We start from the raw sequence: 23,068 nt of genomic DNA, 5'->3' as shown, positions 1-23,068 counted from the left end.
TGAATACGGTCTACGGCTTCTCGCGCGTCACACTCACCGTCATGCCGGCGTTCGAATTCCGCTCTCGAGACGGCCGACCGTTCAGGAACCGGCCGTTGCGCGAACGTCCCGTCCGCCGCGAGCGCGCCGGCTGCCCTCCGAAAAGCTAATCCATTCAGTCGTTTGCCGATCGGACGCCGATTCGGCAGTCTGTGGCATAGCCCTTGCCTTTAGCTCCCCCGAAGCGAATCGCAACACGCGCTTCGAATCGCGCCTCCGCGTTGAGGCGATGTTCAATCAAGGAGAGCTGGAGACACTAATGGAACAGCAACTTTCACACGTCCAGGTACTGGGCATCGATGCCGGCGGCACGATGACCGATACCTTCTTCGTGCGTTCGGATGGCCGCTTCGTCGTTGGAAAAGCTCAAAGCAATCCCGCTGACGAGTCGTTGGCGATCCTGGAGTCGTCCAAAGACGCACTGACCCAGTGGGCGCGCGAAGTGGACGAGGTTTATCCCGAACTGGTGACCTGCGTCTATTCCGGTACGGCGATGCTCAATCGCGTAGTTCAGCGCAAGGGGCTGGACGTCGGGCTCATTTGCAATCGAGGCTTCGAGCAGATTCATTCCATGGGGCGGGCCATCCAGAGTTATCTCGGATACGCGCTGGAAGAACGGATCCACCTCAACACGCACCGCTACGACGAACCGCTGGTCCCGCTTTCGCGTACCCGGGGCGTCACGGAGCGCACCGATGTTCAGGGCGAAATTGTGATTCCCCTGCGCGAAGAGGAAGTGCGCAAGGCGACACGGGAACTCGTGACCGCCGGATCGAAGGCGATCGCCATTTGTCTCCTGCAGTCCCACAAGAACGAGTCGAGCGAAAAACGCGCTCGCGATATCTGTCGTGACGAACTGACGAAGATCGGCTCGGACATCCCGGTCTTTGCATCAGTCGACTACTACCCGTCGCGCAAGGAAAGCCATCGCACGAATACGACCATTCTCGAAGCGTACGCGGCTGAACCGTCACGGCAGACGCTGCAGAAGGTCAGCGACCGCTTCAGGAAGCACGGTGCCAAGTTCGATCTGCGGGTGATGGCCACGCACGGGGGGACGATCAGCTGGAAGGCCAAGGAACTCGCACGCACGATCGTCTCCGGTCCGATCGGGGGGGTCATCGGCTCGCGGCTGCTCGGCGAAAGACTGGGCTACGAGAACATCGCATGCAGCGATATCGGCGGCACCAGTTTCGACATGGCGCTGATCACCAAGGGCAACTTTGCGATCGCATCCGATCCGGACATGGCCCGCCTCGTGCTGTCGCTGCCACTGGTGGCGATGGATTCGGTGGGCGCGGGTGCCGGCAGCTTCGTGCGGCTCGATCCCTATAGCGGCTCCATCAAGCTCGGGCCGGACAGTGCGGGCTATCGCGTCGGCACGTGCTGGCCGGAAAGCGGGCTGGATACGGTGTCGGTATCCGACTGCCATGTGGTGCTCGGTTATCTCAACCCTCACAACTTCCTCGGCGGCGCCATCAAGCTCGACGTCGAACGCGCACGGCAACACATCAAAGCCCAGATCGCCGATCCGCTTGGCCTCTCCGTGGAAGATGCCGCGGCGGGCGTGATCGAACTGCTCGATCTCAGCCTGCACGAGTACCTGCGCGCCAACATCAGCGCGAAGGGCTACAACCCGACGGATTTTGTGTGCTTCTCGTACGGCGGCGCGGGGCCGGTGCATACCTACGGATATACGGAAGGCCTGGGCTTCAAGGACGTGATCGTCCCCGCATGGGCAGCCGGATTTTCTGCGTTCGGTTGCGCTTGCGCCGACTTCGAGTACCGCTACGACAAGAGCGTGGATATCGCGGTCGCGCCGGACGCGCCCGACGAACAGAAAGCGGCGGCCTGCTCGGTCATCCAGGAAGCGTGGAAGGAATTGGCCGACAAGGTCGTCGAGGAGTTCGTCATCAACGGCTTCAAGCTGGAAGACATCACCCTGTTGCCCGGCTACCGGATGCAGTACATGGGACAACTGAACGATCTGGAGATCACTTCGCCCATCAGCGGCGCTGCCACTGCCGCGGACTGGAAGAAGATCACCGACGCGTTCGAGGAAACCTACTCAAGGGTGTACGCGAGTTCTGCACGGTCGCCGGAACTGGGCTTCAGCGCCACCGGCGCGATCATGCGCGGCCTTGTCGCCACACAGAAGCCCGTGCTGCCGGAGGACCCCGAGGCGGGCGTCGTACCGCCCAAGTCGGCGTATCTGGGCAAGCGCCCGTTCTATCGCCACAAGAAGTGGGTCGAAGCCGAACTCTGGCAGATGGAGTCGCTCCTGGCGGGTAACCACATCGTGGGGCCGGCCATCATCGAGTCCGCATCCACCACCTTCGTCGTGCCCGACGGTTTCGAAACCACGCTCGACAAGCATCGTCTGTTCCATCTGCAAGAAGCGAAGTAAGGAGACCGCAATGAACCTCATGTCACCCAAGGAAGTCGGCCAGGCCGATCTGCTGGCCAACGGCAAGACGCTGAAAGCGTTCCGCGCCGAGATCATGGAGCGCACCGCCAAAACGGGCCATTACAACGGGCTCGCCCGGCTCGAGTTGCGCGAGAAGGACCCGATCGGCTACGAGAAGCTGTTCTCCAAGATACGCGGCGGTCTCGTGCACGCTCGCGAAACCGCAAAGAAGATCGCGGCGTCGCCGATCGTGGAGCAGGAAGGGGAACTGTGCTTCACGCTGTATAACGCGGTCGGCGACTGCGTGCTGACCTCCACCGGCATCATCATTCACGTCGGCACGATGGGCGCCGCGATCAAATACATGATCGAGAACAATTGGGAGGACAACCCGGGCATCAATCCGGGGGATATGTTCACCAACAACGACTGCTCGATCGGCAACGTGCACCCTTGCGACATTGCGACGATCGTGCCGATCTTCTGGGCCGGCAAGCTCATCGGCTGGGTGGGCGGGGTGACGCACGTGATCGACACCGGTGCCGTGACGCCGGGCTCCATGTCGACGGGCCAGGTCCAACGCTTCGGCGACGGCTACCAGATCACTTGCCGGAAGACGGGCGTGAACGACAAGCCGCTGCGCGACTGGCTTCACGAAAGCCAGCGCTCGGTGCGCACGCCGAAGTACTGGATCCTCGACGAGCGCACCCGGATCGCGGGTTGCCACATGATCCGCGACATGGTGGAAGAGATCATCGCCACCGAAGGATTTGAAGCCTACGAGAAGTTCAGCTACGAGGTCATCGAAGAGGGCCGTCGCGGGTTGCAAAGCCGCATCAAGGCGATGACGCTGCCCGGCAAATATCGCAAGGTCTCCTTTGTGGATGTGCCGTACGCCCACGACGATATCCAGACGCCGTCGGCCTTCGCCAAGATCGACACCATCATGCACTCGCCGGTGGAAATGACGATCCGGCCCGATGCCACGTGGCGGCTCGATTTCGAAGGGGCGAGCCGCTGGGGGTGGCACACGTATAACGCCCACCATGTGGCGTTCACGAGCGGCATCTGGGTGATGATGACGCAGACCCTGGTGCCGACCCAGCGGATCAACGACGGCGCCTACTTCGGCACCGAGTTCCGCTTGCCCAAGGGCACCTGGATGAATCCCGACGATCGCCGCACCGGCCACGCCTATGCATGGCACTTCCTGGTATCGGGGTGGAGCGCCCTGTGGCGGGGGCTCGGCCAGGCGTACTTCAGCCGCGGCTATCTGGAAGAAGTCAATGCCGGCAACGCCAATACGTCGAACTGGCTGCAAGGCGGCGGCATCAACCAGGACGGCGAGGTGCACGCGGTCAACAGCTTCGAGGCCTCGTCGTGCGGCACGGGCGCCGGCGCGATCAAGGACGGCCTCAATCACGCCGCGGCGATCTGGAACCCGGAAGGCGACATGGGCGACATCGAGATCTGGGAGATGGCCGAGCCGTTGCTCTATCTCGGGCGCAACGTCAAAGCCAATTCCGGCGGCTATGGCAAATACCGCGGCGGGTGTGGTTTCGAAACGCTGCGCATGGTCTGGAAGGCCCAGGACTGGACCATGTTCTTCATGGGCAATGGCTACATGAACAGCGACTGGGGGTTCATGGGCGGCTATCCGTCTGCCACCGGCTACCGCTTCGAAGCGCACCAGACCGGCCTGAAAGAGCGCATCGCGCAGGGACTTTCGCTGCCGCTCGGCGGCGACACGAATCCCGACGCACCGGATTACGAGCGGCACATCGATGCGACTTCCAGGGTCAAGCGCGACAAGCAATGCATGACGACGGAGGATTGCTACGAAAACCACGACCTGTACCTCAATTACCTGCGCGGAGGTCCGGGCTTCGGCGATCCGCTCGACCGCGAAATAGAGGCCATCGCGAAGGATCTCAACAACGGTTTCCTGCTCCCCGAATTTGCCGAGAAGGTGTACGGCGCAGCGCTATCGCAGGACGCAACGGGAATCTGGACAGTCGATGCGAAAAAGACCGTGAAGCGCCGCGGCGAACTCCGCAAGGAGCGGCTTGCCCGCTCGTTGCCGACGCGGGAATGGATGAAGGAAGAGCGCGAGCGCGTCCTCACCAAACATGCGTCGCGCCCGGTGCGTCACATGTTCGCGACCAGCTTCGGGTTGTCGCAAAAATTCCTCAACGACTTCAGGAAGTTCTGGGACCTGCCTGCCGACTGGAACATGACCGAGGCGGAACTGGACGTGCCGTCCTACGGCTCGAAGTACCGTATGGATCTCTCGTTGCTGCCCGACGTGACCACGGTCGTTCAGGTTGAAGAGTAATCCGCCCAGGTATCGATATCGAAGGCAATCAAGGAGTAGCGAAATGTCTGCTTACACGAAAGAACAGGTCGGCAATCTGGTCGATGGACGACTCGACTGGGATACGACCGTACGCATGTTGTCCATGCCGAAGGATCATGAGCGATTTAGTCAGTATCTCGAAGTGTTGCAGGGGAAAGTCGCGTGGCCCGACAAGATCGTCTTGCCGCTCGGACCGCACCTGCATATCGTGCAGGCCGCGAAAAGCAAACACTGGCTCGTCAAGTGCGACTGCGGCCACGAGTTCTGCGACTACCGCGAAAACTGGAAACTGCACGCCAACGTGTATGTGCGCGACACCGAGGAGGCGATGCTCGAGGTCTATCCGAAGCTCATGGCGCCGGACACCCAGTGGCAGGTCTACCGCGAGTATTACTGCCCGAGTTGCGGGACCATGCACGATGTCGAAGCACCGACGCCGTGGTATCCGGTGATTCACGATTTCGAGCCTGACATCGAAGCGTTCTACAAGAATTGGCTGCAGTTGCCGGTTCCCGAGCACGCTGACTAGTGCACGGCGCAGGGCGCGATCGTCTCACGCCCGCGTCTCCCCGCAGGCGACGCCAATCGATCGATCGGCGTCGCCGCAGTGCGGCTCTGTCGCGGCGTGCACTTCGTTTGATGCGCCGCAGCGGGCGGACTGTCCGCACCGTTGAACGGCTCATCAGGGCCGTTCGGAAATCGAACGGAACCCGTGCGGCCATCGTCCGGAAATCAAACGTTCGGCCGTGTTCCGAGCGCGCGCCCACGGCATTCTCGCGGTGGCATCGATCTTGCCCTTTTCCTTGCCCTAGCCGAGTGCGTCCGCCATGTTGCGAAGCGGCGAGACTGCGTCTCAGGCGGCATAGAGAAGGAGACAAGTAATGGATATGCCGGATGCCTCTCAGATGTTCTCGAACCCTGGCGACGAAGCGGTCGTCATGGCTGCATGGGAACGCTTCCTGAGCGGCGGAGAAGCGCCTCACAGTGTGGTGCGGCACCTCGTTGACACCTCATGGCAGCGCTGCCTCGATTGGCGGGTGGATCCCACGCTGGGCCATGCGCCGCCGCCGCTGGACGAGCATCTTCTGTATTCCTTGAAACGCGGTCACCGCGATCTGGTCGAGGCGAGTGCTCCGGTGATGGCGCACGCACGCGACTTTCTTGCGCAAACCGAAACTGTCATGGCGCTTGCCGAGCCGGCCGGCACCATCCTGAACCTCGAGGGCGACCCCGCCGCCATTGCTTCGGCGCACGGGATTCAGCTCCTGCCCGGCGCGTCCTGGAACGAGATGATCTGCGGCACCAACGCGATCGGCACGGCGATCGAGGTCGGCCAGCCCGTGCAGATCCATTCCGCCGAACACTTCTGCGCCGGCATCAAGCGCTGGACCTGCTCGGCCAATGCGATCCGCGACCCGCGCGACGGTACGATTATCGGCGTCATCGATGTGTCCGGCCTGTCCGAATCCTACAATCGCCACAGCCTGGCGCTGGTCGTCACGGCTGCCAGCCGGATCGAGAGCCGTCTTGCTGCGCGGACCATGGAGCTTCGCTATCGGCTCCTGGATCGCTGCATGAGGCGCCTCGCGATGCTTGCGTCCGACGGCGCCGTGGTGTTCGACCACGGCGGCTATCCGATCAAGGTGAATGAGCACGCCGAAGCAGCGATTGCGGCAGCCGGCGGCGACTTTTCGCTCGCACGGCCTGGACGGATCCTGGCGCTCGCCGCGGACGCTGCCGTCACCCGTGTCACATCCACGGATCTCCCCCACTGGATCCAGCCCGACTGGATCGAGCCGGTGATCGAAGATGGCAGGCGCATCGGCAGCTTGCTGATCGTGCCGTTCGCGCCACGCTGCAGCGCTACGCGCAAGGTCGGCCGCGCATCCGGTTGCGGCACCCAAGGCCAAGGGGGATCGACGGCCGGCTTCGAGCGCATCCAGGGCGAAGCGCCGGCATTGCTCGAGGCCGTGGACAGGGCCCGGCAGATCGCGCGTTCACATGCGCCGGTTGTGCTGCTCGGCGAGACTGGCGTGGGTAAGGAATTGTTCGCCATGGGAATCCACCACGCGAGCCAAGCGAAGGAGGGGCCTTTTATCGCGCTTAACTGCGGCGGCCTTTCACGCGAACTGCTTGCCAGCGAACTATTCGGGTATGGCGATGGCGCCTTCACGGGTGCACGCCGAGGGGGCGCGCTCGGCAAGATTGAAGCCGCCAATGGCGGGACCTTGTTTCTCGACGAGATCGGCGAAATGCCGGTCGATCTACAGCCGCATTTCCTGCGCGTGCTGGAACAGGGGGAGATCTATCGGCTTGGCGAGAACGTCCCAAGGACGGTGACCTTTCGTCTCATCGCCGCGACCAATCGCGACTTGAGAAAGGAGGTCTCGGAAGGGCGGTTTCGAATGGACTTTTTCTATCGCGTCGCGGTGACCAGCATCCGCATTCCGCCGCTGCGCGACCGGCCGGGGGACGTTCGCCGCCTCACGGAATACCTGGTCCGGAAATTTGCGGCGGAGCTTGGCAGGGCAAGCCCGGCGGTGGACGACGAAGTGGTTGCGGCGCTCTGCGCGTATTCATGGCCGGGGAACGTCCGGGAGCTTCGTAACGTAGTGGAAAGCATGCTTCTCACGGCAGGCCCGGAGGTCCTTACGCTCGCGGATCTGCCACCGGATGTGCGTGCGAGCGACGAGCCGATCCACGCCGGATGCGAAGAGCCTTTTCCCCGCGACGGCCGGGGCACGATGGAAGCGTCGGAGCAGGGGGCGATTCGCAGCGCGATCGCCATCTCTCGCGGAAACCTGACCTCCGCGGCAAGGCATTTGGGTATTGCGAAGAGCACGCTGTACCAGAAGCTCAGGAAATATGGCTTGGATCGAACGCTAGTTGAAATCCGGGACCAGGGCCGTTAGGAGGCGGTGTGTGTCATGCACGGGGCGCCAGATCGGCAAAGCTGATCGTCTTTGCGCTGCAGGCTTGCACGAACGCGGCATCGTGACTGCAGAAAAACACCGTGCGATCCCGCGCGAGGGTGGTGAACAGCTCGACCAGCACCGAGCGTGCAGCAGCGTCGAGCCCGCCGGTCGGCTCGTCCGCGATGACCGCCGCCGGCTTGCCCAGGAGGGTTGCGCTCAGGAAGATCTTCTTGCGCGTGCCGAACGACATCTGCTCGAAGCGCTTCTCCAAATGCGCGGCAAGTCCGAAGCGGCTCGCAAGTTCGAGTACGCCGCTATCGAGCGCGGTCTGCCGCGCGGACGCGATCTCTTCCAGAAACGCGCGCCCGCTCAACAGCGGATACGCGATGCAATCGTCCGGCACGTACGCGAGCATCGACTTCGCCTTGAGCGGCTCGGTGCGCAGCGAATGGCCGGCAAGCCACACGTCGCCCGCATCGGGCTCGATTTCGCCGGCCAGCACACCGAGCAAGGTCGTTTTGCCGCTGCCCATTTCGTCGTTCAACGCGACGCATCCCGTGCCGTTGTCATAACGCAGTCCCTGAAAAACGATGTGATCGCCGTAGCGTTTGCTGAGATTTTCGAATCGAAGCATGAATGGAAACGGTAGTCTGAGGAATTGATGCCTCGTCACGGCGACTTGAATCGCGGCCAGCTGAACCGTACAACCGCCGGCCTTCGAAGTGTGTGAGGCGTCAGTGATGTGGGCATGCGCGCATTTTACGTTGAGGCCGACACTTCTGATATTTTCCATCGGTCAGTCTTCGTGAACTGTTTAGCGGTAACCGAACCGCCGTGGAGGCTCGACTAAGACGCTCATGGCGTCCCGGTTGTCGAACCGGAAAAAACGGCTCACGCTAGTGCCATACGCCGCGCACCGGTATCGGCGCCGATTGGCGAAGCATGACGACCGGACCGAGACATGACTCTGCTCGATTACCAACTGATGAACGTGGCAAGCGGCAAGCCCGTGAAGATGTGGACGCAGGGCGTCGCGATCGAGGATGAGGCTCGTCGGCAGCTGAGAAACACGGCCAGCATGCCGTTCGTGTTCCGCCACGTTGCCGTCATGCCGGACGCGCACGTGGGCAAAGGGTCGACGATCGGCAGCGTGATTCCGACGCAAGGCGCCATCATTCCGGCAGCGGTGGGCGTGGATATCGGCTGCGGAATGATGGCGGTCCGCACGACGCTGACGGCCGCGGACCTGCCGGACTCCCTTGCACGCGTGCGCGGCGCGATCGAGCGCGCGGTGCCGCATGGCAGCTCGCGCGGGCGACGCGATCCGGGCGCATGGTCGCGTCCGCCGCCGGCCGTCGACGACGCGTGGAAACGGCTCGCCCCCGGTTTTCAGTGCATCGTCGACAAGTATCCTTCCCTCGCGCGCACGAATCACTACGTGCACGTCGGCACGCTCGGCAGCGGCAATCACTTCATCGAGGTATGCGTCGACGAACGTGACCGCGTCTGGCTCATGCTGCACAGCGGATCGCGGGGCGTGGGCAGTGCGATCGGGAGTCTCTTCATCGAACTGGCTCAGGCCGACATGCGTCGGCACCTCGCGAATCTGCCCGACAAGGACCTCGCGTACTTCAAGGAAGGCAGCCGGCACTTCGACGACTATATGGAGGCGGTCGGCTGGGCGCAGGACTACGCGCGCTGCAACCGCGAGGTCATGATGAGCGCCGTGATCGGCGCGGTGCGCGCGACGATCGGCACGCCCTTTGGCATCGACGCGCAGGCGGTGAACTGTCACCACAATTACGTGCAGAAGGAACGGCATTTCGGCGCCGACGTGTTCGTGACGCGCAAAGGGGCGGTGTCGGCGAGGGCAGGCGAGCTCGGCATCATTCCGGGCTCGATGGGCGCAAAAAGCTTCATCGTGCGCGGTCTCGGCAACGAAGAAAGCTTCTGCTCATGCAGTCACGGCGCCGGGCGCGCGATGAGCCGAACGGAGGCAAAACGGCGCTTTACGGTCGAAGATCAAATCAGGGCGACGGCGCACGTCGAGTGCCGAAAGGATGCAGGGGTCGTCGATGAAATACCGATGGCCTACAAGGACATCGACGCCGTGATGGCCGCGCAGCGGAGCCTGGTCGAGGTGCTGCATACGCTGCGGCAGGTGGTTTGCGTGAAGGGTTAGGCCCTGTGTGGCTTGCGGTCGCCATGGTGCTTAGTTGCCCCCGGCATTCGCACGCTGCGGCCACATCGTGCGGCCCAAAAAGGTCAGCGTGCGGTCCCAGGCCAACTGCGACCAGACCGGATCGAATTGGGTCCTCGGGATGCGGCCGGGCCCAACCGCGGTCTCGTTGGCAAACGCGTGATGCGCGAGGTAGCGATGAAATTCGAAGTCGACTTTCGCGTCGGATAACTTTGCTTCCAGCACATCGACCGTCTCGGCTGCAAAGAACGCGTCCTGCGTCGCCCAATGACCGAGTATCGGCGCCTTGATTCGGGACGCGTCGAGGTACTCGAGCGGAGGGAAGCCGTACCACACCACGCCGGCCGATACCTCAGGCACCTGGCATAGCGACAGCAGCGTGAGCGCGCCGCCCATGCAATAGCCCAGCACGGCGACGCGCTCGCAGCGCTCCTTCAAATACTGCACGGCACCGGGAATGTCCTGGCTCGCCGCTTCGCCGAAGTTGAGCCCGTTCATCAAGTGATGCGCCTCTTCCTCTTCGACGGTCGATTTGCCGCGGAAGAGATCGGGTACCAATGCGAGGTAGCCGGACTGCGCAAGCCGGTCTGCCACGCCGCGAATCTGGTCGTTCAAGCCCCACCACTCTTGAATCACGACGATCGCGGGCGCACCCTCCGGCGTCCGCGGGGGGGCCAAATAACCCTGGAGTTCTTGGCCGTCAGGTCGGCGAAAGGAAATTATGGATCCTGGCGTCGCTTTCATCGGATGCTCCTCGATTGAACGGAATCGTGCTGTCGTCCCTAGCCGATCGTGGTCGCGATCGATCTCGGTAATCGTCCCGGCGGCGAAATCCACTGCACCGCAGGTAAGCTCAGAGCAGGGAGATGATGCCCGACCAAGGACATACGATATGCCATGTTGATGTACGGCATGCCGTGCTCCAGAAACGGGCCCACGGCTTTTCTGAACCCGAAGCGCTCGTAGACGGCTGCCTGGTCGGCGGGAACGTTGGTGTGGATCGGCCGTCCAGGCCAGGCGGTGCGGGCAGCGATAAGCGCATGTGCGACGAGCTGATCATGGGTCTCGTCGTCGCGCCGGTTCGTATAGGTGACGATCCTGTCGATCGTGATCTCCGGGTCGTACTCGTCACCAGGCAACAGGCGTGCATAAGCGGCGACCAACTGCAATCCCTGCTCCCGCTCGAGTGCGAAGACGTGGAGTGCGCGGTCGTCCTTGCAGTCGAGGTCGAGGTGAGGGTGCGCGTATTCGACGACGAACACGGTGCTGCGAATGCGCAGGATTGAGTAAAGCTCTCGCGTAGACAATTGTTCGAATTCGGTGCATTTCCAGTCCATGGCCGTTCTCTCTTCCTTCGTTCATCGTCGCGCCGTGCCGCCGATCGCGACCTGTGTCTGCTCGCAGCGCACCGCCTCCAAAAGTCACGGTATGCCTTCGGCATTCGGTGCTCTGTTCGCAACCGTACGGCTGATTGAAATCCGACGGCCGCCCGCGTCTCACGTCTCTTCGATCGCGCTCTTTTCGTTGCAGTGGAATCGGAAATGAAACATCTTTGATGCAGTCGAGGCCGGCGAATGGCGATCGGCTTCAAATGGAAGCCGCGCCGCACCGGCCCCGTCATCGACCATTACGATTCGCCGGCGCAAATTGCGGTTCTATGAGGTGCCCTTACCTTGCACCGCGATTCAAATCTGCAACATCTCGTTGAACGTGCCGCGGGAAGAAACGGCCACGACCCGGGGAGATCGCGTTGTATCAAGCCATCGTATGCGGTGGTGCGATTCTCGCTTTGGTCACCGATGGGGAGCAGGATGGCGCTCGCTTCGCCGGGAGCGCGGACAACGACACTTCGTTTGCGCCAATGGCGTAGGCAGCGCAACGCTTTCCATCCGACCACGGGACTTGTGGCTAACGCGGGCAATGACAGGGAGATGAGCGATGTCTGTCTGGGCTACCGCGATGGAGGTGGTCGATATTTTTCTGGTCGTGTCGGGAGCCATCCTCGCGCACATGCTGACGCACCAGGGCTCCCTCGATCTTGCCGACATCGAACGATTCATCATCGCGTTCAACTGCATCCTCGTCCTTCTACTGTTTCCGGGATTTGGCCTGTACCGCTCCTGGCGCGGACAACCCCTTTCTCGATTGGCATGGAGAGTGCTCGCCGCGTGGTGCACGGTGACACTGATGGAGGTTGTCCTGATATTCGTCGCGCACCGGGCGGACGTGGTGTCACGCCTCTGGCTCGGCTTGTCCACCATTCTCACGGGCGGCGCGCTCACGTCAGAAAAAATTCTCGCGCACCTGATGCTTCGGCGGCTGCGCAGCCGGGGCATGAATCAGAAAACCGTTGCGATCGTGGGGCCGGAAAGTCACAGTCGCGAAATCGTCGCACAGATTCTCCGCGCCACGTATGCCGGATTTAAACCGGTATTGCTCTTCGACGAGCGCGCAAGCGAAGCCAGTCCGGTATGCGGTGTCGAGGTCATGACGCGCTTTGGCGAATTCGCCGATCGCGTGAGATGCGAAAGCGTCGACGAAATATGGTTGGCGCTGCCTTTGTCGGAAGAGCACGTCATTCATCGCTTCGTGCGGGAATTCCGCCACGACTTCATCAATCTTCGTTTCTTGCCGGATGTGAGAAGCGTATCGCTTTTCAGCCATTCTGTTTCCGAAGTCATCGGCATGACGTCGATCAACGTCACCGTATGCGCGACCCAGCAGTTCCAGCTGTTGCCGAAGTACGTCTTCGACCGGCTATTCTCCGCGATTGTGCTCATTGTGTTACTGCCGCTACTTGTCTTTCTGGCGATGCTCGTCATGCTGTCCTCGCCGGGGCCGGCATTGTTCAGGCAAAAACGCATGGGCGTCGACGGCCGCCCGTTCGAAATTTTGAAATTCCGGACCATGAGAATCCACGCCGGTGAGTCCGGCCGCGTCGTCCAGGCAACGCGCAACGATTCAAGGCTCACGTCGATCGGCGCGTTCTTGCGGCGTACGAGTCTCGACGAACTGCCGCAATTCATCAACGTTTTGATGGGCCACATGTCCGTGGTAGGGCCACGGCCTCATGCAATAGAGCATGACGACTTGTACAAGGACCTGGTCGATGGCTATATGTACCGCTATCGGATCAAACCGGGTATCACGGGCTGGGCGCAAGTGAACGGATATCGCGGCGAGACGCGAAAGCTCGAAAAGATGGAGACGCGCGTCAAGTTCGATCTGTTCTACATGCAGCATTGGAGCTTCTGGTTCGACATGAAAATCCTCCTCCTCACTGTGGCAAAAGGATTCGTAGGGCGAAACGCGTTTTGAGCGCCTGCGCGGCATGACGGCTCGCCTATCCGGGCGCATTTCACGTAGCGACATAGCGCCTCCTCCCTGGCTCGATGCAATCTTCACGAACGCCCGAAAGGGCGGGCGCACCGCGCAAACCGCAGCGTGAAAAACCGGGTATGCGTGCGATCCCGCACGGATCAACGATCATCCAATCGTGTACGTTGGCGTGCAAGAGTCTAAAAACATGCCGCATAGCCTGAACCTGCACCGCCCACCTATTAGGTAGGCGACGCGAGAATTGCGCAGCTCGGAAATGAAGTGAATTCCGACCGTTGCGAACGCGTAAGTCGCATTCGATCTTGTGCATCCGAAGCGCCGAGTTTTTGCTTGAACACGCGCACATTCACCGGGCCCCGATTGAAACAAGAAATGCGCGCGCCATACATCTTCGCCCCCCGACAACTGAAGAGACGATTTTGAAATCATTCGGTCGACTTTTGCTTTCTTCGGTTGCCGGGCTTGTCTGCGAAAAGCTAGTGGGTGCGATCGCATCCGTCGCCAGCAACCACCTCTTTACGAGCGTCTACGGGGCACGACTGTTCGGCGAGCTGCAATTTGCGCTGTCGCTCGCGTACGTAGTCGGAGGCGTCGCGATGGTGTTTAGCTCGGACGCGGTCGCCCCCATTCTCGGAAAGCATCCGCGTCTGCGTCATCTCGTGCTTTACAGGGCCTTCCGCCTGCGGCTCGTTTCGACGCTTGTGGTGATGCTCGTTTTCGTTTCCCTAGCATGGGCCTTGATGACGCAAGCGAGCGCGGATTTTACGCTCGTTGCGGCAATGCTGCTTATCGCAGAACCTTTATCGCTCGGCGGCCTGATGGCTTATTCGGAGAAACGGCCATGGGTCGTGACTCGCGCAAAAACGTTGGCGAGCAGCGCCAGAGTGCTCTGGCTTCTGGCGACGGCGCATCTGTCGGCCGGAGCCGTCATCGCTTCATTTGCATGGCCGATCGAAGGCTTCATTGCGACAGCCGGCCCGCTCAGTCGCTATTTCAAACTCGCTTTTCGTGCACCGAAATCGTTCCTCGGCGACGAAACGTTGACGCGAGCAATTGTCACGCGCGGAGTCAAGTTTTGGCCGGCGATGGCCGTAAGCATGCTGACCGTAAAGCTGGACCGCATTCTGCTCGCCGCGCTGATGTCGAAGACCGATCTGGGAATATATTCAGCGGCGGCGGCGTTGGTTGAGCAATGGAACTGGGTTGGCGTGGCCCTGGCGTTGGCGCTCGCCCCCAGCATGGTATTCGGTGCGAGAAACGAGACAGAGTTGCGCGCGAAGGCGCTTAAGCTTAGCTTCTCTTTGGGGTTACTCGCGACTTTCGGGTTCATCGGCAGCGTCGCAATAGGTCGCGAGGCATTCTTGAAGATCTACGGAGCGAGCTTCGAGGCTGGAGCGCCCGTCATGATCTTCGCGACGGGCTGCTCCATCGTCACGTTCGCGGATGCCGGGCTTTCCACCTGGCTCATTGCGGGTCGCCGGTATCTGCTGATCCTCATTAAACAGGGCCTGACTGTAGCCGCGATCGCTGCTTCGCCGTTCCTCGTGCCGCAAGAGGCAATCATGTTCGCGCCACCTGCCGCGACGGCGTTGGCGATAGTGCTTTTCTGGTGTGGCGTTTATGGCTGGCCATTGACTCGAGCGAGCAAGCTTCCCAGCTTGCCCACGCCGAATTCGCGTCCCGAGTCGAACGGCTGAAACGTGAAGCGAGGCAAGCCGTAGGGCCCGTTATCAGCGTGATCAGGCCTTAGCACAAAAGCTGAGTGGAGAGAATCGACGCCTCGTGATCGGTGATCGTCGTCATCGTGAAGCATTTCCATTCGGTTCCGAGGTACTCGAAGCGCCCCATGGCCACGCCGATGTTGGTGGTGTAGTTGTCCCACCGCGAATCCGGTGCAACCCAATAGTCCGCGCCTACCGACAGAATCAGCCTGTGATTCACGTCCGCAACCGGTTGTCCGCTCTTCGTATTGATCTTCGCTTCTACTGCCACGACGACTCCACGCACCGTTCCTGGTTCGAACGTCGCCCTGCCGGAAGAGGGCCAAAAGTGAAAAACGGCGAACGGATTCGTCGAAACCGATGTATCCCCGTCCGCGTCGCTGCGGATGTCGGCCGGGGTGTTGGCGTTATTCCGATAGTCGGGATTGAATTGGGCGCCGTCCAGCGAACTCGAGGACTGAATGAGCTCGAGTTTCCCGGAGGGCAGAAGAATGTATGTTCTGAGGTTTCTGATCGATACGTCGAGGCTGACCGGGTCTGTGCCGCTCGCCCGGAAAATTTGCCCCCATCCGGTAATCGCCCGAAAGCCGGCGGGCGGGTGGCTTCCCGCCTCAACGAACGGCCGTGCCTGCCAACGATACGAAGTCGGCACTCCGTAGGGCTTGGCCTCGTGCGGGCCCTTCATTGCCAGTGCTGCTTCTCCGATGGAGAACCGCAATGGCGCTTGCTCGCCGTTAGCCGATGCGGCGCTGCCGACTACGAGCATCAAGCCTGCTGCTCCTGCAATGACGAAGCCGCCGCGGATTTTTCCAATGTTCTTCGTCTGAATGTGCCAAGAAAACATGCGCGGTCACCACGTTACGTTGCGCCAGGGAACTTGCCGCTCAGAACCGCCCTTGCAGCACGGATTTTCTATCGCGCTCAGCTTCACAGTACTTCTCCAGCAAAACCTCATACCGATCCAGTATGCTTCCCCACTGAAAGGCGCTCGCAAACCGCTGGACGCTGCTCGCACGCATCTTCAAGACGGTGTCATCGTCGCCCAGGACGTGGGTAATATGACTTTCGCATTCCGACTGCGACGAAAAGTAGCGTCCGCCGATGCCGGCCACCCATCTATTAAAGACGTTGTCGTGCGCGATGATCGCATTGCCTGCGCCCAGTGCTTCTACGAGCGACGGATTCGTCCCGCCGACCTTGTGTCCGTGAAGATAGAACCGCGCATGATATCTCAACGATCGCACGGTTCCGGCATCGTAGATTGCTCCCGGAAAGATGACTTCTTCGCTTGCCGAGTCCATCACGTCGCGATGATAGGTGCGCTTCGGGTCGAAGTTTCCAAGCACGACGAGTTTGGCATGGCGCGTTCGTTGTGAGAACGCTTGCACGACCTCCAATATCGAATTCTCCGGCTCGGGTCGGCCGATGACAATTCCGTAGTGGTCCGGAGCCAATCCGAAATGGGTCAATGGTTCATCTTGAGCGTTTGAAACGGCCTCTGCCCCGTACGCGATCATCGAGATTTTCTCGCGTGACACGCGCGTTGCAAGATGGTCGGCGATTGCCGGATGATCCGCTATGAGATGCTCGCCGATCCAGCAGCCAATTCGTTCATTAAGCCATAACCAGGCTCGCTCGTGTGTGCGCCACTTATCGCGCCGCCATTCGAGGCCATCCATGTTGATCAGGTTCGGCACGCCGAGCAGTCTCACCCAAACGCAAAAGATTGCCGTGTTGTAGCCGAGCGTCAACGCAACCCCTGGGCGCATCTTGACGACATCCCTTACGCAGGCCCAGTCGAACTCGAGCGTGGCAGGTGCGCCCTCCCGTTTCACCGGCAAGATGATTCGATCGACACCATGCCACGTATCATCGATTCGATGTCGCACTGTCTTGTCGCCTTGGCAATATACGACGACTTTCCAGCCCCGCTGCGTGAGATGAATGGCTAGCCGCTCGGCAAACGTCTCGAAGCCGCCGTGTCGAGCAGGGATCCCACGTGTACCAAGAATCGCGAGAAACTTCTTCTTGTTCATCCCGTTCCCCTCTCGTCTTTAAATATTATGTTTATTTGGATACCTAACTATTATTATGATTAAGATCGAACCCGCGAATCGATATCTCATGCGATAGATCTAACCAATCAAAATGCCAACGACGTGATTGGATGCAGCACTTTTCCGCAGACAATTCCGCGGAACTTCTCAAGACGGGACCCCGTTAGATGCGCTTGCGTTTTATATTCCGCCTAGACGCTGAATGAAATCGGTGTTCGTGGAAAACGCCATCGTGTCATCGTAAGAGCGTCAAAGTACTTTTTGTGTTCGCTATAGAACATTCGTAGCGACTCGCGCGATATCGTCTGTTTTTATAGCCCATCGTAGGATTCGTTGCATAAATCGGGTTGAAGACAAAGGGGCTCGACAATGCGCTTGATCATTTCGTCACTATGGCCGCAGTAAGTCCCGCATTGATGGCGGGCAGGAACAGGTTCAGCACGCGATTGAACTTGACCAGAGCGCCGTTATCGACGTAGACGATGTCCTTCGGCTGCAGGTCGAATTGATTGGCGAGGATCATCGATACAGGCGATGTTGCGTCGAGGTGATAGATCTGCGGATTGCTGCCCGTCGAATCGCGGATGACGAACAGCTGCTTGGCCTCGGCCGTATTCGGATTCAGGCTGCCCGCTTGCGACAAGGCCTCGGCGAGCGTGAGCTTGCCGTTCCTCATCGGCATGGCGGTGGCCGGCTTGTTCACCTCGCCCATCACGTAGACGCCGTTCTCGTCTCGCGAGCCCACGCGCACCATGTCGCCCGGCTTCAGCAGAATGTCGTTCGGGCTATGCCCCGACTTCACGAGCGCGTTGAAGTTGATCGGGTAGCTGACGCCGCCGCGCACGAGTGTCACCTGGCTCTGATCCGCGTTGCCCGTGAAGCCGCCGGCGCGGCCGATCGCCTGCGTGAGCGTCATCGGAATGTCGTTGATCTGCTGCGCGCCCGGCTTGCCGACCTCCCCATCGAGGTAGACCTGCGATGAACGGAACGACGCCACGCGCACGGTCACCTCGGGATTCCTGTATACCTTGCCGATGCGCGAGACGACCTTGCGCTGGACCTGCTCGACCGTGTCGCCGGCAACGTGCATCGTGCCCGCATAGGGAAATTGCAGGTTGCCCGCTTCGTCAACGAGAAAACCGGGCGGGGCATCGGCATCGCGCGTCGTCTGCGCGGGCTGGCCGAGTGCCGCCGCGAGCTCCGGGTGATCCCAGACGGTGATCTGCAGGACGTCGCCCGGGGCAACCCTATAAGGAGCGGGGCTGCCGAAAAGGCCCTGCAATAGCGGCGCAAGCGGCTCCCGGATCGCCTGCCCGTTCATCTGGCGAATCAACGCGAGATTGATGTCGGTGATCGGTATCTGCACCTTCTGCTGCGTTTCGGTGCTGTACTCGCCTCCCGTTTCATCGAGCGTGGGCGGCGTCACCATGCGCTGGCCCGGCACAATCGAACAGGCCGAAAGCCAGCCCGTCAGCGTAATGAGCAAAAGCGCGCGAGTGCCGAGATGTGAGAAGCCCATGATGTAATCCCCTGTGTTGTTCCCGCAAAGCTCGTCGTTTCCTCGCGCATTCCGCACTGCCAGCGCATCTCGCCTTGGCTCGCGGCACCCATGACAGCTCCCCAGGTTCCACGATCTATTGCTTCAACGAATGCCCGACTGGCAACGACAACTTCGCGGCGCTTCGACTTTTTCCGTTCGCACTTGCGGCTTAAATAAGCAATTCCAATGTTAATTACGCGGCCACATACGTAACGTACGCTTGCACACCCGAGCAACCATTAACTGGCCCGTCGGCAAAGCGCTTTACTAAACTGATGGCAGCGTTCCGTAAATCGATCGATGCACTCGCTTCCGAGGCGCCGGCGTTGATTGGCTCGTTTTGGATTGTTGCCCAACGTACAGATGACACATAAGCTGCAGCCTAGACTCGCTTGCACAAAGAGACGGTTTCATAAAGACGCTTGAGCTCGCTGAAGGGTGTTCCAGCAGATCGAACAACAGCCGAGTTTGAGAAGGGCTTCGTGAATGTCGGCGCGACGCTCGAAGCGAATACGTAGACGGCGGAAATGATGCAGCCAAGCATGCGTACGTTCGACGACCCAACGGACTTTTCCAAGGCCATTGCCGTGCGGGTGACCACGCCGCGCAACGCTGGCGGGGATATTGCGTTCGTGAAGGATGCGCCCGTATTTGCCTTGGCGTTCTACCGGTGAAGTAACGAACAAGGAATCAAACTTATGGCAAGCGCGCACCATGCCGACGAAAAAGTGGCAGCGGTTGTCATCGGCAGCGAGCTCAACGGGCTTGGTGTCGTCCGGTCCATGGCTCGGGAGCGGGTTCCGATCATCGCGGTCGACACCGCAAGCAGCAGGGCGGCGCTTTGGTCACGTCACGCAAAAAGCCGTTTGTTCAGAAGTTTTATCGGACGGGAATTCGTCGACGACATGATCCGGCTCGGCAAGGAATTCGAGCATCCCCCGGTGCTCTTGCTGACCGCCGAGGAGGCCGTTCGCTCGGTTTCGGAAAATCGCGACGAGCTCTCGAAATGGTTCCGCTTTCGTCTGCCCACTGACGAAAAGGTGAAGCTCTTGAGCAGCAAGGCGCAATTTCACGATTTCGCCTTGCGGCACGACTTCCCGGTTCCGCGCACCGCCATCCTGGAGAGCCGATCCGACATCGGTCTCTTGGATCAACTGCGCTTTCCGTGCGTGCTGAAGCCGGACGACAAACGTAACGTGTTGAGCGGGCAAAAGGAGCGAGCCGTGCGCGTCGGCTCGTTGCGCGATGCGCGAGCGCACGCGAGCGCGATGCTTGGAACGCCGGGGGGCATCGTGGCGCAAGAATGGATCGAAGGCCCCGAAAGCAATATCTACTTCACGCTCTTTTACCGCGGAGCCGACGGGCATATCGCAGGTGTCTTCACGGGGCGCAAGATCGCATGCTACCCCCGCGATGTGGGCAGCACGGCGGTTTGCATCGCTGCGCCGGAGGCCCGTGAAGCGCTCGAGCCGTTGACATTGGCCTTTGCCGAACGGGCGGGCTTCGACGGCATGGGCAGCATGGAATACAAATGGGATGAAAATCGCAAGGCGTTTTTCATGGTTGAGCCGACAGTCGGAAGAACGGATTGGCAGGAGGAAATCGCCACGTTGTGCGGAGTCAACCTTCCTGTTGCGGCATACAGGTACGAACTGGGTCTGCCCGTCGTTCACGACGGATCGGGGCGCGTACCCGCCGCGTGGCGCGCGACCTTTATCGACAGGGCCCCGCGTGCGCTGCTGACGGCGCATACGAAGGTGGTCGATGGCTACTTTCGTTGGAACGATCCGCTACCCGCCTTGAAGTTCTATTGTCTGGATCATCCGCTACGTCGCATCATCCGGCGCTGGCATAAAAGAAATCAGGAGCGCGATGGCAACGCAAGTCTCAACGAGGCCGCTGAATGCGAAGGGTCCACGCAGTAGCGAACGGTGAACGCGCGAACGGCGGATGCCTCTTGAATCGATAGCACGATCGAGCGGATCGCCAATTCGTAGGCGCCGGGATCCGGCCGTGGGACGAACGTTCGACTATCTGCGATTAACGTGCCCTTTCGCGCATAGGTTCGCCGCTGCGGGGGATAGAGTACATGAATGAGAGCTGAGTTCATCAGTTGATTTCACGTGACATCGTGAACCCGCGTCAGCGGCTCTTGAATCGTGGTTCGCCAAGCCGTCAATCAGAACCAGACGGCGGATGGCGCCATCGATGTCATCTCCTGATGAGTTTCACATTATGGGATCAAAAGACGACATGCATTCAAGACCCCGTCCGCTCGCCGAGGGTGGTGACCTGGTCACGGTCATCGATTCGCTACTCGATCACAAAAAGCTGATTGCGGCGACGACGGCGATCGCCCTGCTGATCGGCTGCGGATATGCTTTTCTCAGTCCGCCGATGTACAAAGCGGACGCGCTCATCAAGGTCGCCGATGCAACCGATATGACTCCGCCAATCGCGGCAGATGCATTGAGCTACTACGTGGCGCCTGCGCTCAACGAAAGATCGTCGGCTGAAAGCGAAATCCAGATTATCGGCTCGCGCAATATCGTTTCAGAAGCGGTTTCGGATAAAAAGCTTTATATCGAGGCCCGGCCCCTCTACTTTCCGCTCATTGGCGCCTTTATCGCTCGTCATAGCGACGGCCTTTCCTCGCCTGGCGTCTTCGGGCTCGGCGGTTACGTCTGGGGTCGCGAAAAAATCGAGGTCGATAGCTTCGAAGTTCCAGAGAAGCTCCTGCGCGAGCCGTTTGTCCTGCGCTTCGCCGGCAATGGTCGCTATGAGCTAAGCGGTAGCGGACTGAAGTCGGCTAACGGCCGGATCGGCGTGCAGGAGCGCTTCGAGTCGACAGATGGCCCACTGAGCCTTCTGGTCACCTCCATCGATAGCAACCCCGGGGGCGAATTCACGATCACTCGGGAATCGGAGCAACGGTTGGTCGACGAGTTGCGGCGTGACCTCAAGGTCGTCGAGCAAGGCACGAGATCGAATGTCATCAAAGCGTCACTTCGCGGGTACGATCCTGCCGTACTGGCCGAGACGGTCAAAGCGATCGTAGATCGATACATTGCCTGGAATAAGGATCGCAAGGCCAAGCTCGCGGAAGATTCGCTGTCGTACCTCAGCAAAGCCATACCCGAGATGGAAAACAAGGTCCAGGCAGCAGAGTCGGCCTATAACAGCTATCGGGATCAGAAAGGACTGCTCGACATCAATCAGGAGGAGCAGCTATTAGTCCAACAGATAGCCGACAACAGTAGCGACCTTCTCGCGCTCCAGCGCAAGCGCCGCGAGTTTTCGGCAACGCTTTCGGAAACGAACCCGAACGTCGTAGCCGTGGACCAACAGATCGAGGCCACCGAGCGAGAGATCGACAAGCTGAAAAGCCGTGTGCGGGCCATGCCTAAGGACGAGCAGGGAGCGCTCGAATTGCTGCGCAAGGTAAAAGGCAATACCGATCTGTATCTGGCCATGCGCAAGTACGAGGAAGAAATGCGGCTCGTCAGCGCCGGCAAGGCAGGCACAGCGGAAATCATCGACCCGGTCGAGGTGCCCAAGCGGCCCGTCTGGCCTGTGAAGTGGATGGTGATGTTGGCCTCGCTCGCAATCGGCCTCGCTCTTGGAGGAGGCTGGGCCGTGGTTCGGGACAGGTTGCTTCGCGGGGTGACCGACACCGACGATATCGAGTCGTCGACAGGACTCAATGTCTACGCGACGATTCCGTTGAGCAAGAAGCAAACAGAAATTATGCGCAGAGCCGATAGCGGCCTGCCTCAGCAACTTCCGCTGGCAGTCGCTTGTCCGAGGGACCCGGCGGTGGAGAGCTTGCGCATGTTCCGCCCCGCGCTTCAATTGCTCATGGCCGCATCTCCGAATAACGTCGTCATGCTGGCAGGGCCTCTGCCCGGAATCGGCAAATCCTTTTTGTCGGCAAACCTGGCGACCGTGCTCGCGTCGGGCGGCAAGCGAGTCCTTCTGATCGACGGGGATCTGCGCAAGGGGGAGCTCTACCGGCATTTCGGCGCGACTCGGGCGGCAGGCTTCAGTGACGTGTTGTCGAACGTCATGCCGTTAGACGAGGCGATAACGAAAGGCGTGGCGTCCAATCTCGACCTGCTTCAGACAGGCGTCTACCCGCCCGACGCAGCGGACCTGTTGATGAGCGAACGCTTCAAGGAGATCGTCGCACAGGCATCGCGCGCGTATGACGTCGTCTTGATCGACGCGCCCGCGGTGCTCGCGATTTCCGATGCCGGCGTAATGGCGCCCGTCGCGGGTTCCATCTTCCTCGTGGCGCATTTTGCCGAGACGCTTGTCGGCGAGCTCGACGCATCGGTCAAGCGGCTCACTCGCTCGGGCGCGCGCATCAGCGGCATTTTGCTCAACGGCGTGAGGGTGCACAACAGCAATTACGCGCTTGCGCGGCGCTACGGCACACAGGCATATGTCGCATATCGGTACGATTCGGATCAGCGTTAATCCGCGCGCGAGTTC

15 protein-coding genes and 1 pseudogene are annotated in these 23,068 nt (G+C 60.5%); 9 read left to right on the top strand and 7 right to left on the bottom strand.

The features are described 5' to 3' along the window. The first annotated feature begins 298 nt into the window (after positions 1–298). The 4 genes from J3489_RS13880 to J3489_RS13865 all read left to right on the top strand — a co-directional run bounded on the left by J3489_RS13880 (position 299) and on the right by J3489_RS13865 (position 7,714). The gene (locus J3489_RS13880) at positions 299–2,446 is read left to right on the top strand and encodes a hydantoinase/oxoprolinase family protein (protein ID WP_206998907.1); all 2,148 of its coding nucleotides are present in this window, start codon (positions 299–301) and stop codon (positions 2,444–2,446) included. A gap of 10 nt (positions 2,447–2,456) precedes the next feature. Beyond that, the gene (locus tag J3489_RS13875; protein WP_206998906.1) at positions 2,457–4,781 is read left to right on the top strand and encodes a hydantoinase B/oxoprolinase family protein; all 2,325 of its coding nucleotides are present in this window, start codon (positions 2,457–2,459) and stop codon (positions 4,779–4,781) included. Positions 4,782–4,824: 43 nt separating this feature from the next. Next, positions 4,825–5,331 carry an acetone carboxylase subunit gamma gene (locus J3489_RS13870; protein WP_206998905.1) on the top strand — a complete coding sequence of 169 codons (507 nt, stop codon included), beginning with the start codon at positions 4,825–4,827 and terminating at the stop codon, positions 5,329–5,331. 352 nt (positions 5,332–5,683) lie between these two features. Next, positions 5,684–7,714 (top strand): sigma-54-dependent Fis family transcriptional regulator, encoded by a 2,031-nt coding sequence (locus J3489_RS13865; RefSeq protein WP_242540006.1) that lies wholly within the window; start codon positions 5,684–5,686, stop codon positions 7,712–7,714. Between the two features lie 13 nt (positions 7,715–7,727). Here the strand turns inward: J3489_RS13865 and J3489_RS13860 are convergent, their stop codons facing one another. Further along, a complete protein-coding gene (locus J3489_RS13860) occupies positions 7,728–8,351 on the bottom strand; it encodes an ATP-binding cassette domain-containing protein (RefSeq protein ID WP_206998904.1) in 624 nt (207 codons plus the stop codon). A gap of 327 nt (positions 8,352–8,678) precedes the next feature. On the opposite strand from J3489_RS13860, the gene J3489_RS13855 reads away from it, so the two are divergent. Next, a complete protein-coding gene (locus J3489_RS13855) occupies positions 8,679–9,899 on the top strand; it encodes an RtcB family protein (protein ID WP_206998902.1) in 1,221 nt (406 codons plus the stop codon). 30 nt (positions 9,900–9,929) lie between these two features. Here J3489_RS13855 and J3489_RS13850 read toward each other — a convergent pair whose 3' ends face one another. Next, positions 9,930–10,661 (bottom strand): dienelactone hydrolase family protein, encoded by a 732-nt coding sequence (locus J3489_RS13850; protein WP_206998900.1) that lies wholly within the window; start codon positions 10,659–10,661, stop codon positions 9,930–9,932. Positions 10,662–10,699: 38 nt separating this feature from the next. Beyond that, positions 10,700–11,254, bottom strand: a complete 555-nt coding sequence (locus tag J3489_RS13845; protein WP_206998898.1) for a GNAT family N-acetyltransferase — start codon at positions 11,252–11,254, stop codon at positions 10,700–10,702. Positions 11,255–11,855: 601 nt separating this feature from the next. Here J3489_RS13845 and J3489_RS13840 point away from each other — a divergent pair. Together J3489_RS13840 and J3489_RS13835 are read left to right on the top strand one after the other, a co-directional pair. Further along, positions 11,856–13,235, top strand: coding sequence for an undecaprenyl-phosphate glucose phosphotransferase (locus J3489_RS13840; protein ID WP_242540005.1), 1,380 nt, complete (start codon positions 11,856–11,858; stop codon positions 13,233–13,235). A 440-nt stretch (positions 13,236–13,675) separates the two neighbouring features. Further along, positions 13,676–14,953 (top strand): lipopolysaccharide biosynthesis protein, encoded by a 1,278-nt coding sequence (locus J3489_RS13835; RefSeq protein ID WP_206998896.1) that lies wholly within the window; start codon positions 13,676–13,678, stop codon positions 14,951–14,953. A 49-nt stretch (positions 14,954–15,002) separates the two neighbouring features. Here J3489_RS13835 and J3489_RS13830 read toward each other — a convergent pair whose 3' ends face one another. From J3489_RS13830 to J3489_RS13815, 4 genes and pseudogenes are all read right to left on the bottom strand, one after another. Next, entirely contained in the window at positions 15,003–15,746 is a 744-nt protein-coding gene (locus tag J3489_RS13830; RefSeq protein ID WP_206998895.1) for a hypothetical protein, read from the bottom strand. A gap of 115 nt (positions 15,747–15,861) precedes the next feature. Further along, positions 15,862–17,013 (bottom strand): DUF1972 domain-containing protein, encoded by a 1,152-nt coding sequence (locus tag J3489_RS13825; RefSeq protein WP_206998893.1) that lies wholly within the window; start codon positions 17,011–17,013, stop codon positions 15,862–15,864. A 400-nt stretch (positions 17,014–17,413) separates the two neighbouring features. Further along, a complete protein-coding gene (locus tag J3489_RS13820; RefSeq protein WP_206998890.1) occupies positions 17,414–18,553 on the bottom strand; it encodes a polysaccharide biosynthesis/export family protein in 1,140 nt (379 codons plus the stop codon). Between the two features lie 431 nt (positions 18,554–18,984). Next, positions 18,985–19,212 (bottom strand): annotated as a pseudogene (locus J3489_RS13815) (transposase); the annotation flags it as partial. Between the two features lie 60 nt (positions 19,213–19,272). On the opposite strand from J3489_RS13815, the gene J3489_RS13810 reads away from it, so the two are divergent. Together J3489_RS13810 and J3489_RS13805 are read left to right on the top strand one after the other, a co-directional pair. Beyond that, positions 19,273–20,499: a carboxylate--amine ligase gene (locus J3489_RS13810; RefSeq protein WP_206998889.1), complete on the top strand. Its 1,227-nt coding sequence runs from the start codon at positions 19,273–19,275 to the stop codon at positions 20,497–20,499. Between the two features lie 283 nt (positions 20,500–20,782). Next, complete coding sequence (locus J3489_RS13805; protein WP_206998887.1) at positions 20,783–23,053, top strand: polysaccharide biosynthesis tyrosine autokinase; 2,271 nt, start codon at positions 20,783–20,785, stop codon at positions 23,051–23,053. The last annotated feature ends 15 nt before the right edge of the window (positions 23,054–23,068 follow it).

This window comes from Trinickia mobilis (assembly GCF_017315705.1).
In the GTDB taxonomy this organism is placed as follows: Bacteria; Pseudomonadota; Gammaproteobacteria; order Burkholderiales; family Burkholderiaceae; genus Trinickia_A; species Trinickia_A mobilis.
Note: the sequence above shows the minus strand (reverse complement) of the source record. Positions and strands in the feature narration are given on the sequence as shown.